Below are 14,487 nucleotides of genomic sequence, written 5' to 3'. Positions count from 1 at the left end.
ACCGCCCTTTCGACCTGCATCCGGGATGGGCCTATTTCTCCAGAACCTCGATCTTATCAACCTTCTGGAAGCCCCGGGGCAGCTTGTTGCCACGCCGGCCACGCTCGCCGCGATAGTGATCCATCTCCGAGATCTTGATCTTGGTATGGCGCTTACCGGCGTGAACGACCAGCTGGTCCCTGCCCTTCAATACAGCAACACCAATGACCACCTCTTCGCGGGCCGCAGCTCGGGCCGAAGTGATATTGATAATCTTATTGCCCTTACCTTTGGACAATTCCGGCAACTCAGTCACAGGGAATACCAACATGCGCCCTTCAGTGGTCACCGCTGCCAGCAAGACGTCATCGAGACTCTCCAGCAATTGAGGTGGGAGTACCTGGGCCCCCTTGGGCAGGGTCAGCATGGCTTTACCCGCCTTATTGCGCGACTGCAAATCAGAGAGCTTGGCGATAAAGCCATAACCCGCATCGGAAGCCAGTAACACTCGCTGCTCATCAGGGCCCATCAACAAGCCCTCAAAGGTGGCACCGGAGGGCGGATTGATACGCCCACTGAGGGGTTCGCCCTGCCCCCGTGCTGAAGGCAAAGTGTGGGAGGCAATGGAGTAACTGCGACCGGTGCTATCGAGTAATAACGCGGGCTGGTTACTCTTGCCCCGCGCGGCAAAACCGAGACTGTCCCCCGCCTTATAACTGAGTGCTGCCGCATCAATTTCATGGCCCTTGGCCGCGCGAATCCAACCTTTTTCAGAAACGATAACGGTGATGGGATCTGAAGACAGCAGCTCGGATTCACTAAACGCCTTGGCCTCTTCACGAGCCACAATCGGGGAACGGCGATCGTCGCCAAACTCTTTGGCTGCAGCCAGAAGCTCTTTCTTGATCAAGGTCTTGAGGCGACGCTCGCTATTCAGGGTCTTGGTGAGGGTATCGCGCTCTTTTTCCAGCTCCGCCTGCTCGCCGCGAATCTTCATCTCTTCGAGGCGTGCCAACTGGCGCAGCTTGGTATCGAGAATGTAGTCCGCTTGGATATCCGTGAGCTCAAAGCGATCCATCAGCTCCTGCTTGGGCTCGTCACAGGTACGGATAATTTCGATCACTTCATCAATATTGAGGAAGGCAACCAGCAAACCTGCCAACAGGTGCAGGCGCTTCTCAACTTTATCCAAACGGAACTGCAGACGACGACGGGTGGTAGTGGCGCGGAAAGTCAGCCACTCCCGCAGGATTTTATCGAGGGACTTCACCTGCGGGCGCCCGTCGATACCGATCATATTCATATTGACGCGGTAGTTGCGCTCAAGATCGGTAGTGGCAAACAGGTGATTCATCACCGATTCCATATCCACCCGATTGGATTTCGGCACAATTACCAAGCGCGTCGGGTTTTCGTGATCCGACTCATCGCGCAGGTCGCTCACCATGGGCAGCTTCTTCGCCTGCATCTGCTGGGCAATCTGCTCCAACACCTTGGCACCGCTCACCTGATGAGGCAGCGCAGTAATGACAATATCGCCATCTTCCTTACTCCACAGGGCGCGCATCTTGATAGAACCGCGACCGGAGGTGTAAATCTTACGGATATCATCCCGCGGCGTAATAATCTCTGCCTCAGTGGGCATATCCGGGCCGAGAATATGCTCACACAGCTCTTCTACTGTGGCCTTGGGATTTTCCAGCAGCTCTACAGTCGCGTTGACCACTTCGCGCAAGTTATGCGGGGGAATATCCGTAGCCATACCCACGGCAATACCGGTGGTACCGTTCAATAGAATATTGGGCACCCGCGCAGGCAGTACGCAGGGCTCATCCATGGTGCCGTCAAAGTTGGGCTGCCAGTCCACAGTGCCCTGACCCAACTCCGACAGCAGCACTTCCGAATATTTACCCATGCGCGACTCGGTGTAACGCATCGCGGCAAAGGACTTGGGATCATCCGGCGAGCCCCAGTTGCCCTGGCCATCAATCAGGGGGTAGCGATAACTAAACGGTTGCGCCATCAGTACCATCGCCTCGTACACCGCGCTATCGCCGTGCGGGTGGTACTTACCGATCACATCACCAACGGTGCGCGCGGACTTCTTATACTTGGCAGTATTCTTCAGGCCCAGCTCACTCATGGCGTACACGATACGCCGCTGTACAGGCTTAAGGCCGTCACCGATATTCGGCAGGGCGCGGTCCAGGATCACATACATGGAGTAATCCAGGTACGCCTTTTCGGTGTACTCCTTTAACGGCAGGCGCTCTGTGGCCTCATAAACAGAGGTGTCGGTCATACAGCACTCGTTATTTTGTTCGGAAGGGGCGGATTATGGCGGACTGAGGCGGGAGGTTCAAAGGGAGCTGGTAATGAAGCACTATCTGACAAAGGGGATTGGCATAGTCCTCAATCTCGAACTGCTTTAGTTCTATGCAAAATGGTACTACTCAGTTATTGCATTAGGAAGGAATAGGTAAATAAAAGGCCTTGTGCCGGCTCCCCTTTCCTGCCGGGAACGCAGTGACTAAAGCAAAAAAGGGATTGCGGCAATTGCGCAATCCCTTTTTGAAGTTATGTATCACCAAAAGCATTGTTACTTTTTACAGAGGGCCAGAGGGGTCGCCACCAGCACATGAGGAGTAGTTACTGGCCTTAAAGCGATGCTCAAAAATCAGTTCTACATCCCTAATTGCTTCAACATCCACCACTGAACCGTAGATATCCTCCAATAAGAAGGATAAACGCCAACCTGTCGCTGCCACACTGCGTTCTTTAAATTTATTCGTAACCGTATTGATAGAACCCGCTCCAGATCCAAATACATCCAGAGCCGCACTCATAGGTACACGATAACTATTGCGAACAGCAGCCAGCTGAGAAAGTCCTGCGGCATCCCAGAATAGCGCACTGTAAGTGTTGAACTCTCCCTCAATCCCAGCAGCACCTTCATCAGTGATAACTTCATTTCCAGGGAGAGAGTCCCGCACAACACTGGCACCACCATAGGTAAGGTAAGCCGGGGTTTGAACTTCACCACTAGTGCTATAGAGAATGGGGATATTAAGCTCTACTGTTTCAATCTTATCCCCATAGGCACCAGCAACCGCGATACAGCTCTCCCCATCCACTTCACTGATAATCGGTCCAGTGAAAAGATCACTCCTAACAGGTTCTTTAACCGTACTAAACTCGATTGTAACCCAGGTGTCTGACCCGAAAGTGCGCGCCAGTAATTTCAGCTGTTCTTGGAAGGCCTCTCGGGCGCTTAAGCGGGGACCGTTTTGCTGATTCGGATCTGGGTGTAAATAGGTTTGCTCTCTACCGTCAATACTATCCCTGTATCCGAATACATCCTCTTTGATGGAAAAGACATCTCTCTCCTGATGAGAAGTAGCTATACCCGGCGAGTCAAAATCCATCATTTTGCCGTAAAAATCCCACATATCCCCAGCACTGCGCAGATGGAATACAGAGCCTTTGCTGATATCTACATCACGAATAGCGAAAGGTTTTTGCCATTTGTACTCCAGGGCCTCAGCAGTATAGAAAAGCCACTGTTGTGCCCGATCAAAATCACTAGTCGCTTTTAAGGCCGTCTCTGTAATTCGACGAGAATAAATCAAGTCTGCAAAATAGCGCTGAGCGGCCATTGGGGCGTCACTGGTTGCAACCGCGATCAAGCTTTTGGCCTGATTCAAAATAACAGAGAGACGTTTTGCTTCCTGCACCAGTGTCGCTTCACTCTGGGCGAGTTCCAAAACAATAGCATTCACTTCGAGCCATAAGCTTTCCAGGCGGTACTGACTACCAGCTTGCAGAATTTTACCGCTGCTATCATACAGAGACGCACGGTGCTCAGCTGCAAGAGTCACGTTCGCAGCTTCGGGCAAAGTAAAATCATCAAGGGTGTCAATAGAGTTGTTAACCGCAACCAAACGATCTGAAAGTTCACCAACGGCATCCCAGCTACTACTCATGTAATTTTGAGCTGCTATAGATAGAGATTCGAATAATACCGAGTGGGAGTTGAACACTTCTTGCTTCTGGCGAATGCGATTAATCTGTTGGCCAAGTGAGCTCTGCTGCGAATGATAACCCACAACAATCTTCTCTAAGCCATCTGCAATACCAGCATCTTGCGCTAAGCGCTCCACTTCCAACTCGATTTTTGCCAAGCGATTATCAAGCCGCTGAAGACTTAGGGTGATAGAATTTTGAACACTTTCTACATTCCGCGACCAAGCAGCTACTTCACTATTGTCTCGAGCCTCACTGGTGATATCTACACAGCTTTTTTCATAGCAACTACTTGGGAATCTGGCACCTAACAAACTGTATAATTTATTAGACGACAGTTCATGGCGCCCAATATAGGCGTCCGTTAATGCCTGGGCATTATGGAGGTAGTTATCATAATCCAACTTGGCAGCAGCAAGGTTGCTTTCTGCCCGCACGATAAAGCCTGTATCTTCCCTATCGAGGAACTCACTCAATATATTGAAAGCATCAAAATGTGTATCGCTGCTAAAGCCGTGTGGCACAGCTAACTTCGACATACCGAGGAAGTTGGTATCACCGGCAAGCCAGGACATAGCATTTTCCAGCTGATCAAGTTGAAAATGCCACTGCTCTACCGCCTGAGGTAAGCCGGAATGCGAAGAGACTTCAGTAAAATCAGTGCCGGAGAATAGAGTGCGTAACTCAGCTTCCTTGGCGACCATAGTATTCTGCAGAGATAAAATCTCATCGATCATTTGAGTAGACAGGGAAGAGTTAAGCTGGTCTGACTCTATCAATAAACCTGCCTGCTGTACTTTTACAGCCGCGAGATTACTCATTAACTGGTACAGCAAGGTGATATCTTTGTACTCGCCAGGCAAAACACCGGCTGGGGCGACATCGTTTTGGGTATTTGTTATGGAATCGTAATATCGAGGGCTAACTTGCCCCCGAGAACTGGTCAATTGCTGCAGATAAGTGGGCGTATTCTCTACAAGAGCCACATACTCAACGAAAGCACTATTGAGCAGGGTAAAGGCATTCCCAACATGCTCAATTTCAATAGCAGCCAGCTCTCCATTCAAACGACTGGACAGCGCCTTATTCAGAGCAATATTGGCGTGAACAATTTCTGCGACCGCTCGATCGTAATAAAGATCCAGCAACGACTGTTGCAGCTCTAAATTCGTGGGGTATAACTCTAACTGTTCATAAATCAGAGTTTCAGCAATAGAAATACGTGCACGCTCCGGATCGCCATATAAATCAGAAAACTCTTTGGGAGAAACACTGCTAAGATAGCTATTAATGACCCCTTCAGATTTACCATCCAAGCTATACATTAAATCTAAATAACGGAATGCTGCATTATCGCGAGAATAAACCCCACCTTGCGGATCCTCTCCCTCAGCACTTACTGAATCAGCTTCGTTATAATAAAGCTGCTTACGAATAGCATCTACTAGCAGCTGACTTTCTACTTGAGTACCAATTCCAGTAGAAAACTCCAGTGCATTAGCTCCATCTAGTTTTGATGCAACTATCAATTCACTGCCAGACAACTCATCTGTGACTCCAGATTCGCCTCTAGCAGGAGAGTGCAACGACAGCCCAGCAACTAGTGCCAGTCCCATAACAGCTGTCGATTTCGACGAGTATTTCATTTATTCCCTTCCTATATTCTTATAATTTATCCCTTTAGCCTGCCACATCCATCCACATACGTTCACCGCAATAAAAAAATACAACAGGATAAAATTCGCACGCTTTCTAACACGGCAATTAATTTAATTCAACAACAAAAATCTCCCACCAACCCGCATTACTATCAAATTCATTAATTAAATAAATTTGCATACAGCAGGGACAAATATTCATGTTAAATATATTTACAGAAAGGCTCTCGTATACCCCGGAAGACATCATTAAAAAAATGAAAAACCTACATTATCCTGACTATAAACATGATTCCCATAGGGTCCATAATGGATAGTCGTAGAACATAAAATTATCGATTCAGCAATATTAAACAACTCAAAGTAGCGCCTATAAGAAATAATCATATTTTGGTCACAACCCTATAGGCAAATGTCAAAAAAATAATTAATTTTCTCAACATGGCTTCTTATTAAGCAATAAATACAATTTATTATATTGATATTTTTTAAACGATAGAACCAAATGAATCTTTTTTATCCACGCAGATATTATAAATATTCAATAGAGCTATAAATACTTCACTCAGACCACCAATGCGAAGATAATTATTGGTATCCAATATCTATAGGGCTATCCATGCCGGACCTTAAAATCAAAGATCTTTCTATCGGCACCTTGCAGGGCGCAAGTTTTGCCCTGGAACCCGGCCTAATTACCTGCATATCTGGACCATCTGGTTCAGGCAAAAGCCGATTGCTTAGAGCCATAGCAGATCTGGAATCTCACAAAGGTGATATATTCCTGGGTGGTAAATCTCAAAATGCTTACCCGGCACACAAATGGAGAAGCCAAGTAATGTTGGTTCCCGCGCAGACTGCTTGGTGGGAAGAAACTGTCGGCGATCACTTCGCAACACCCATGAATGATGCACTTAAACTTCTCGGCTTTCCTGAGGACGCGGTAAAGTGGCAAGTCAATCGACTCTCTTCGGGAGAAAAGCAGCGCCTGGCTCTTATTCGCGCAATATCCTACAAACCTCAAGCGCTTCTTCTAGATGAGCCTACGGCCAACCTAGACGCCAGATCAGCGCAGGAGGTAGAGCAATGGCTGACAGGGCTCATTGAGGAGCACAAGCTGCCTACGATTTGGGTAGCTCATAGCCAGGAGCAGATTCGAAAGGTAGCTCACCGCCACTTGGCCATTGTTGATAATCAACTGAAAGAACAGGAGATCCGTCGATGAGTGTAATCGACCTATCCTGGTGGCAGTTGTCTTTGGCAGCAGGGTTGGTATTGGCTCTAGCCGTATGCACTCATGTAGCGCGACTAAAACTAAGTAGATCGTTAATTGTTGCCGCTCTACGCACGGCTATTCAGCTCACCCTGGTAGGACTGGTACTGGAAACCCTTTTTGCAGTTGGCACCCTACTTTGGGTGGGACTTCTGGCCTTGGCAATGCTGCTATTTGCTGGGCAGCAAGTGGCAGCCCGACAAAAGTATCGCTTGCTCGGTGGCTGGAGTTTTGCCGTAGGCACTTTATCAATGCTGGTGTCCGCTTTCAGTATCACCATATTGAGTTTGGCCGTACTGATTGGCCCTACTCCCTGGTACCAACCCCAGTATTCCATTCCACTTTTAGGTATGTTGCTGGGGAATACAATGACTGGTGTTGCCCTAAGCCTGGACCGTCTAACAGAAAGTATGCACCGCTCCAGGGATATTATTGAGAATCGCTTGATGCTGGGGCATACCTGGCAACAAGCCAGCCTGGAGTTTCGGCGGGATGCGATGCGTGCAGGATTGATGCCGACAATTAATTCCATGGCTGCCGCTGGGATAGTATTTTTGCCGGGAATGATGACAGGGCAGATTCTCTCAGGCACCTCCCCTACAATTGCCGTCAAATATCAAATCCTGATTCTTTTTGCGATTGCATCAGGCACCGGTTTCGGCACTTTTCTCGCCGTTGCCCTGGCCTCAAGGCAGCTCTTTGATAAGCGGGAGCGCCTGCGCACTGATCGCCTGATTAAAAATGTCTAAAGTCTGTGGAGAGATGATTCGATCGAAGGAAGGAGAGCACTGGACACCTGAGAACCAGCGCTCTATTAACCTTTAACGGCCAAAGAATAAGATAGCCCCGGCGATAATCAGACCTACCAGCAAGGCCCATACTCCCCGCAGCATCAGCGATCGGGCATATTCCGCCTCTTTGTAACGCAATGCATAGGGAATGCCGGTAATCGGCCCGAGGACGATCGTTACAATCCCCCAAACCCAGCGCTTGTTACCCAAGGCCGTCAACGCAGCCATCAGGCCACCAAACCAGCATAAAGTTACGCCAATTACAATTACCACCAACGCCAGGATGGACCACCATTGATTGGCCAGGAAAATTTCTACAATTTGGGTTTCAGTCATGGAATTTAGCCAGTCCGTATTACCTTCCGATTACATCTTAATGCTCTCGGCACCTTAAAAGATTAGGTGCTTCCAGAACGAGACATCCGGATACCAACGCAAAGATGCTAAAAGAGCCGCCGCAGTGAGCGAAACCCATACAGATGACCCTTTTGGTACCCATCTAAGCTGAAATCACCATTGAGGGAAGCGGCGATACAGCCCTAGGACGCTATAGTAACCCTAAAGTGAATCCCGGGCGTATATTCCGTCTTGACTAAAAGATCCCCATAGAGATAGCGAGCACTCACTATCATGAGTACTCAGTAACTATCTCCAGCCCCGTGATCTTCTGGGTATCGTTGGCAAATTCGTAGTAATCCGGCTTTTCATCGATAAAGATTTGATGGGTCATTGTTGTCTCGGCCGGAAGATCAAAGATCCCCGCAGGTACTGAGTACTGGGAAGTTTCCTTTAAGCGATAAAAGAGGTGCGAACCGCACTTTGAACAAAAACCCCGTTCAGCCCAAATTGATGAATCAAATACACTGACATGTTCCTCACCGGTAATCTCAACACTGGTTTGACAATCCACCGCCAACAGAGGACCACCGCCCCATTTTTTGCACATACCGCAGTGGCAAACCCCCAGATTTGAAGAGGGCAAAGATGCGCTAATTGTCACTGAACCACAGAGGCAACTTCCGTGTACTTGAGTCATTTTTTTACCTAAGTATTTCTTACTTCAGAAAATCAATATCAAAATCGGGAGTGGAATCTACCATAGAAAACTAATCAGCCATTGATCAAAATCAGTAATATTGTAAGCTTCATATCGCAATGTGAAATAGTGCACAAACCTCCCAAGAAATAATCACTCCGCAATAAACAGCCAATAAACAATAAATCACTGCTTATTCATCTCACCACACTAAACTCATCCTAACATCTAAAAAGTTAATGAAAATCCTATGATTTTTTTCAAGACAGCTAAATATGTGCACCTTATCAAGCAACATTAACGCTTATTTACTGGGATTCAGGCCAACTTCTATATTCCCCGAGAGAACCCACTCAGTAACCAGACAATACTTGAATTATTTTAAATAAACTCTAATTCGAAAATTCCACCCTTGGATCACCAAAATCCTTACCAATATAGTCAGGTGCGCAAGGGATTAATTCTGAAGCCTCTATTCCTGCATCAATCAAATACTTTTCGACATTTCGGCTTCGCTCCATTGCCAAATTTTCAAGTTCTTCACGAAGTTCCAGAGATGGGTTTTGGTAAAAAGCAACCTGGGATCTTCCGCTTCTGCTCATACCTGCCATGGAATAGGGGTACAAGGCTTGCCAGTCCCGGGCATTAGAGATGCCGCATACTCCTGGCCGTGCGTCAGGGTTCTTAAGTAAAACAAAGACCATACGCTGTAGTTGTGTCAGTGCTAAATTAGTTAATTTTGCACTTCCAGGCTCAAAGTCAATAGACGCAAATGATTTCGCCCTGAAACGCCCCCAGGCATAACGTGCCAACAAATAAACGCCATAGGGAGTCAAATAGCTTATCAAGGCATCTATAATTGCCTTTTGTAGCAACTCACTAAATACAAAACTAAAGGAGAACTTGGGATCGCGAATATTGCCGCTAACAGGCATGCCAAACTTGATATCCCCCCGCCCGTCTTTTAGCAACCATAGAGCAATATTCAAGGGAATCAGCGTGGACTTCACCGGTAGCTGATCATCTTTCCGCACCCGGCGAACTTTTAGTTTTTCCAGTCGTATATCGGCAAAGCCATCGAGTTCATTTTCAAATACCCGAATATTAACTACCGCATCCCCCTGCCCCTGGAGAATTTTGTAACCCAACAACTTGGCCATATAAGGCGTAGCAGGTATCAAATTTACGCTGGTGAGATATCCGGTAAGATCAGCATTCCATTTTTTATCTCCCAAGTAGTCTACAGTTCCCCCTATCTGAACCTCACCAAATCCGCCAGGCCTTCCATTAACAACAATCACCGCAGGGGGGTGTTCGGCCAAGTTACTTAAATCACTGAGATTAAAGTTGATATCCCGGACCGGTAAGCGGGCCCTGAATTCATCTTGATAGTCTACCCAACTAAAAGTGCCGTGTTTTAGGTAGAGGTCACCGAGATGATAAAGTAGCGGCGGGCTGCCCTTCTCCCTGAAAGCAAATGTGTCAATACCACCAAAGCCTCGCAGTTCATTAATTTTTCGGGCCACCGGAAACTTCCCCGATAAATCCCTTAAGAGAATAAATCGAGGGCGCAGAAAGTCGATAAAACCAATAGTGAGTGTTTTCTTAGGGCGGTAGTAGCTCAAACCTTCAACCCACAGGGACTTAAAATCAGCCACCCATCTATGGCGATCAAAATCCAAACTGTCCGGGTTTCTCTCAAAAAAATGAAAGTGAATTGCCTCACCACTGGCAAAGCGCCATTCAGTATCGGTAAAGAGCAAATGCGACAAGGTTATGCTCTCACCGTGCACTAACTCTTCCCCAGAGGGTGAAAGTAAAGTGATGCCATTGACCCTCACAACAGCAAGTTCTGCCCCCTGACCACGGCGGTAGTTCCCCTCCAGCATTAAACTCGAGAAGCTGAAGCAATGATCTCCCTGATCCAAGTAACCACTGGGAAAACATCCTGCAATTTCCTTAAACTGTAAATCCTTGAAATCAACTCCCTGTCGACTGATGTTTAATTGCCCGGCCCCCATACCGGATACCGATAAAAGTTTAAGTGGCAATTCCTGTGGAAAATTTTGCTCATGCAACTGTACATTACTTATTTTTATCCCAGAAAGGATAAGCTGCCTTCCGCCAGTGCCAGTAATACCTTCTGCCTTGCCAATACTAAAGGCCCCAAATTCATAACAGGGCGCTATCTTTTCGTCTTTTAATAGTCCCCCTGGCATACATCCCCTCGCACCAGAGGCTTTCGCCAAAGATTCCCCTTGCAAGGAGATATTATCAATTTCAAATTTTGGTATTTTCAGTGGCCCCAAATTTTTCCTGGGTATTGATAGCCCAACCAATTCTACAGAACCTTGAAGTGACCAGGGGTGTGACAATTTGATTTTCTGTAATCCCGGCATGGATAATTTGTCAACCCCAAAACAATGGTGGGAGTCACCTGCCCTGGCCCGACTCAGCTTATCCACAGTTACTGCAAGCCCCGTATCCCGCGTACACACCCGGATATTCTGCAAGCTTAGATTCGACACTGAGAACTCTGCACCGCTATCCCAGATAAATCGACTCCAACTCAAGCCCTGCACACCAGCTTCTAAATAGTCGCTACCCTTTTGCCAAAAAGCGATAGGCTTACTCTTTAACGGCCCTAAATCCAAGCGGGGGGCGCCTGAATCTATACCCAATTTTACCCAGGAATCACCAAAGCTTATTTGTGGGGTCTCAATGCAATCGGCAAGACCCATATCTTCATTATTTTCAGAAGAATAAGATCTCAACCCACAAAGCAGAACATCATCGATATTGAGCCCATAAAAATCGAGAGTATTGGAGGAAAAAGACGTTCTCTTCGTGAATACTCGCCCCAGTTGCAACATGGGTACAGTTTCAAAGTCCTCCTTTAATTCCACTTCTTCGATCGACCAACCGCTTTGCCCTACCGAATGGATATCTTGCCCAAATACACAGGTCGGTATCGATTTATACGCCTCTGCTAGCCAGGGAAGACACAACGTTACTCTGTCAGCTGCAACATCCTGCAATGCAATTTTTGACTGAGTAGGCTTTTCCCGGGACCATAGCAACTCTAGCTTTGGTATAAGTACACCCCCAAGGTCAAAAACATTCTCGCCAGACAGGTTTTTCAACTGCACGGATTGAATTGCTGAGTCATCCATATTGGCAATCAGATTGCGTTGGCTGAAATAAACGAAGGAGTAATCTCCCAGTAAAAGGCGCTCAACATCTACACAGTGAATATTTAGTGAACTCACTTGCCTACCGCCAGGAAAGCAGCCACTCAACTGCTCAGCATTTGCACCGGGCAAAGCGATATAAGATTCAGAGTCTGGTGTACGTCTATGCCTTAGCCTGACAAGGGGTAGCTCTATCTTTTTTAAGTCAAATAGTTTCCTGCCCCCCTTTGTCTTTGCTTCAGCACTAACCATGGAGATTTTTTTTACAGAAAGATCTATCCCCTGCTGCCAAGATATAAAGAGCGGCTCTCCTTGCTCCAATGAGCGGACATCAAAGCAAACTGGCAGATTTTCGTGGTTTTTATTGGCGCGATAAAATAACCTTTTCCAACCTTCAGTGAGACAGCCAGCCAGTTTCTTCAAAACAAGGTTTTTTATTTCCAGGTTTGGGTTTTCTATGGTGGCCAGCCCTAAGTCGTCAGGGTTTTTATCCGCATCAATATTCTGTTGATCCAGTCTTCCTTTTTCGGTGCCGTAATTATCATCACCAACTCCTTGAGGAATACCCGGTAACTGACTAGTCACCAGCCAGGGATTATTTGTAACCTTTCTTTTAAATAAGCTATCGCCACTTTCAAACTGCTGTATCAGTAAGCCATTTCCTGCACCAGCTGAATCATTTAGAAGCAAGCGGTGAAGGCGCAGTTTCCCCAAAATGGCATAGCCATCTTCACCTCCCTGCCAAGCAAAATGTCCCCGCCCTGAGAAGCTGTTTAAACGTGCGCACAAAGGCTGCCAATCCGAGGGGAGAAAGTCCTGCGGCAAACACCCTGATAGTGACTGGATAAAAAAGTCCTGAGCAGATAGCGGGCCGTTACGACCTATTGTATCAATGGCCTGCCAGCGTAGGTCCTGTAGTTTAGCTCTGGGACGACCTCTGGCACCTATTGAAAATTGAGCCAATTGCAGAGGACCGCTGGAAAGCCCCCAATCAATATTGTGTTCAGCAGAGCCGAACTGAAAGGCAAACTCCTCTGTACTTTTAAGACCAACCATAGAGACACAGTGATCGGGCTTCTGCCACAGACCACCCGGTACACACCCATTGGCTGTTTCAATCGCGAGGTGGGCAAAAGATAATATTCGCGTTTTGGCATAAAACTGAAGAGGACCAAATACGCCATTATTAGCCCTGATGGGATGGCTGGTAGATCGAGCCATATCCAAGAGGTAGCCCCGATTAATTGAACTGGCCCCTGTATTTATTTTTAGGCGATCGTTCCAGTCAAAAACCGTTTTTTCCGGCAGGTCTAAATTAGCCGCTCGCAGGCACAGGTGGGAATTGGCGTTACGCAGATGTCGTGGACACCAATCAAATGCCTGTGCAAAACCTCGCCTCCATCTCAAGCGCTTTTTCGGGCGCTCAAAATTAAACTCACTGATGCTAATAACCCCGGCCCGCCAATCCTGCCAAAGGCGATCACTGTGCCTCAGTACAACACTCTCACCATTGAGCTGCCGCCACTGGGCACGAGCTTTGCGGCCAAACCCGAATTTCATATCGCCTTCTGCGGCAAGCCGGCGGGCGGAGGCGCAATGTCCAATCAGGCTTTGCAGCCCTGCTATTGCATGGGCCCAACGCTGTGGCGGGCATCCTATAAAGTATTGCGCAGCAAACTTGTTAAGATCTGTATTGAGACTCGGCCAGGAAAAATTAACCTGGGTTCCTTCCAAGCTGCCTATCACAGTGTTGTATCGTGATTTACCTCTCTCCCAGGCCAATAAGTCACCGACCTGTAAATCCCCAATAGCAATATCTACATTCAGGGGAACATCACCTTTGCGCCATAATGCCAGCGTGAATTTATCGGTTTGGAGTTTGCCGATGGCTGCGCAGGTAGCTTGGCTCCAAATAGGCTTGTGCAGGTAGCAAAGTTCGCTATCTCGTATCTGGGCTCGACCGATAAGCAGCCTGAAATCGCGATCCTGCCGCGCTCCGCCTCCAAGATTCCAGCCACCCACCTCCCACTCCCGGTACAGTTCACCCGGGTAAGACTGCAGGTCCATATAGGCACCGCTCACCGATGCCTTGGGTAAATGAGCTCGCCCCCATAACAATTGCCACCAGCTGTAATCGAGCATTACCTCATGAGCAGAGAATCCCCGCCCTTCGCGATTCTCAGCTTTAACATCAATCGCTATAACACTTAGATCCAGCAGCGATACGCGCAAATGATCCACATGGAATTCAAGGCCTCGCTCCTCCATCCAGTCGCCAGCTTTTACCCGCACCCAGTTTGCTGCCCACCAGTGAAGAACTTCCACCAGCAATAGCCCAGCTAGCAGCCACCAGATTAAGCGGCGGAAAAAGGCACTCTGAGAAGCGGGCTCTGGGGGCATTAGAATTAAGCGCCAGAAAATGAATTTTATGCAGATTACAACTGCAATTAGGCCCATACAGTAAAGACCAGCACCTGGGGATTTTTTTGCCTTGGCGCTGCTATTCGCGATAATAAGCAGCTGCGTCGTCCATTCG

Annotated in this window: 7 protein-coding genes; 2 read left to right on the top strand and 5 right to left on the bottom strand. The window is 47.8% G+C overall.

The annotated features are described in order from the left end of the window. Positions 1-31: 31 nt before the first annotated feature. A complete protein-coding gene (gene parC / locus ACJJI5_RS04125) occupies positions 32-2,281 on the bottom strand; it encodes a DNA topoisomerase IV subunit A (protein ID WP_445355586.1) in 2,250 nt (749 codons plus the stop codon). Between the two features lie 304 nt (positions 2,282-2,585). Beyond that, positions 2,586-5,648, bottom strand: a complete 3,063-nt coding sequence (locus ACJJI5_RS04120) for a hypothetical protein (RefSeq protein WP_445355585.1) — start codon at positions 5,646-5,648, stop codon at positions 2,586-2,588. A 631-nt stretch (positions 5,649-6,279) separates the two neighbouring features. Between ACJJI5_RS04120 and ACJJI5_RS04115 the strand changes: the two genes are divergently transcribed. Next, positions 6,280-6,885 (top strand): ABC transporter ATP-binding protein, encoded by a 606-nt coding sequence (locus ACJJI5_RS04115; RefSeq protein WP_445355584.1) that lies wholly within the window; start codon positions 6,280-6,282, stop codon positions 6,883-6,885. Continuing rightward, entirely contained in the window at positions 6,882-7,682 is an 801-nt protein-coding gene (locus tag ACJJI5_RS04110; RefSeq protein ID WP_444958728.1) for an ABC transporter permease, read from the top strand. The genes ACJJI5_RS04115 and ACJJI5_RS04110 overlap by 4 nt, the downstream gene beginning before the upstream one ends. Positions 7,683-7,754: 72 nt before the next feature. Here ACJJI5_RS04110 and ACJJI5_RS04105 read toward each other — a convergent pair whose 3' ends face one another. From ACJJI5_RS04105 to ACJJI5_RS04095, 3 genes are all read right to left on the bottom strand, one after another. After that, positions 7,755-8,060: a hypothetical protein gene (locus tag ACJJI5_RS04105; RefSeq protein ID WP_282931129.1), complete on the bottom strand. Its 306-nt coding sequence runs from the start codon at positions 8,058-8,060 to the stop codon at positions 7,755-7,757. A gap of 292 nt (positions 8,061-8,352) precedes the next feature. Next, complete coding sequence (locus ACJJI5_RS04100) at positions 8,353-8,760, bottom strand: GFA family protein (RefSeq protein ID WP_413663447.1); 408 nt, start codon at positions 8,758-8,760, stop codon at positions 8,353-8,355. A gap of 392 nt (positions 8,761-9,152) precedes the next feature. Next, entirely contained in the window at positions 9,153-14,351 is a 5,199-nt protein-coding gene (locus ACJJI5_RS04095; RefSeq protein WP_445355583.1) for a DUF748 domain-containing protein, read from the bottom strand. Positions 14,352-14,487 lie beyond the last annotated feature (136 nt).

It is taken from the genome of Microbulbifer maximicatervae (SeqCode) (assembly GCF_052467955.1).
Note: the sequence above shows the minus strand (reverse complement) of the source record. Positions and strands in the feature narration are given on the sequence as shown.

What these genes read in the sequence shown, in the direction of transcription:
- parC (WP_445355586.1), bottom strand. Translation starts at nt 2,281, where the DNA reads ATGACCGACACCTCTGTTTATGAGGCCACAGAGCGCCTGCCGTTAAAG.
- ACJJI5_RS04120 (WP_445355585.1), bottom strand. Translation starts at nt 5,648, where the DNA reads ATGAAATACTCGTCGAAATCGACAGCTGTTATGGGACTGGCACTAGTT.
- ACJJI5_RS04115 (WP_445355584.1), top strand. Translation starts at nt 6,280, where the DNA reads ATGCCGGACCTTAAAATCAAAGATCTTTCTATCGGCACCTTGCAGGGC.
- ACJJI5_RS04110 (WP_444958728.1), top strand. Translation starts at nt 6,882, where the DNA reads ATGAGTGTAATCGACCTATCCTGGTGGCAGTTGTCTTTGGCAGCAGGG.
- ACJJI5_RS04105 (WP_282931129.1), bottom strand. Translation starts at nt 8,060, where the DNA reads ATGACTGAAACCCAAATTGTAGAAATTTTCCTGGCCAATCAATGGTGG.
- ACJJI5_RS04100 (WP_413663447.1), bottom strand. Translation starts at nt 8,760, where the DNA reads ATGACTCAAGTACACGGAAGTTGCCTCTGTGGTTCAGTGACAATTAGC.
- ACJJI5_RS04095 (WP_445355583.1), bottom strand. Translation starts at nt 14,351, where the DNA reads ATGCCCCCAGAGCCCGCTTCTCAGAGTGCCTTTTTCCGCCGCTTAATC.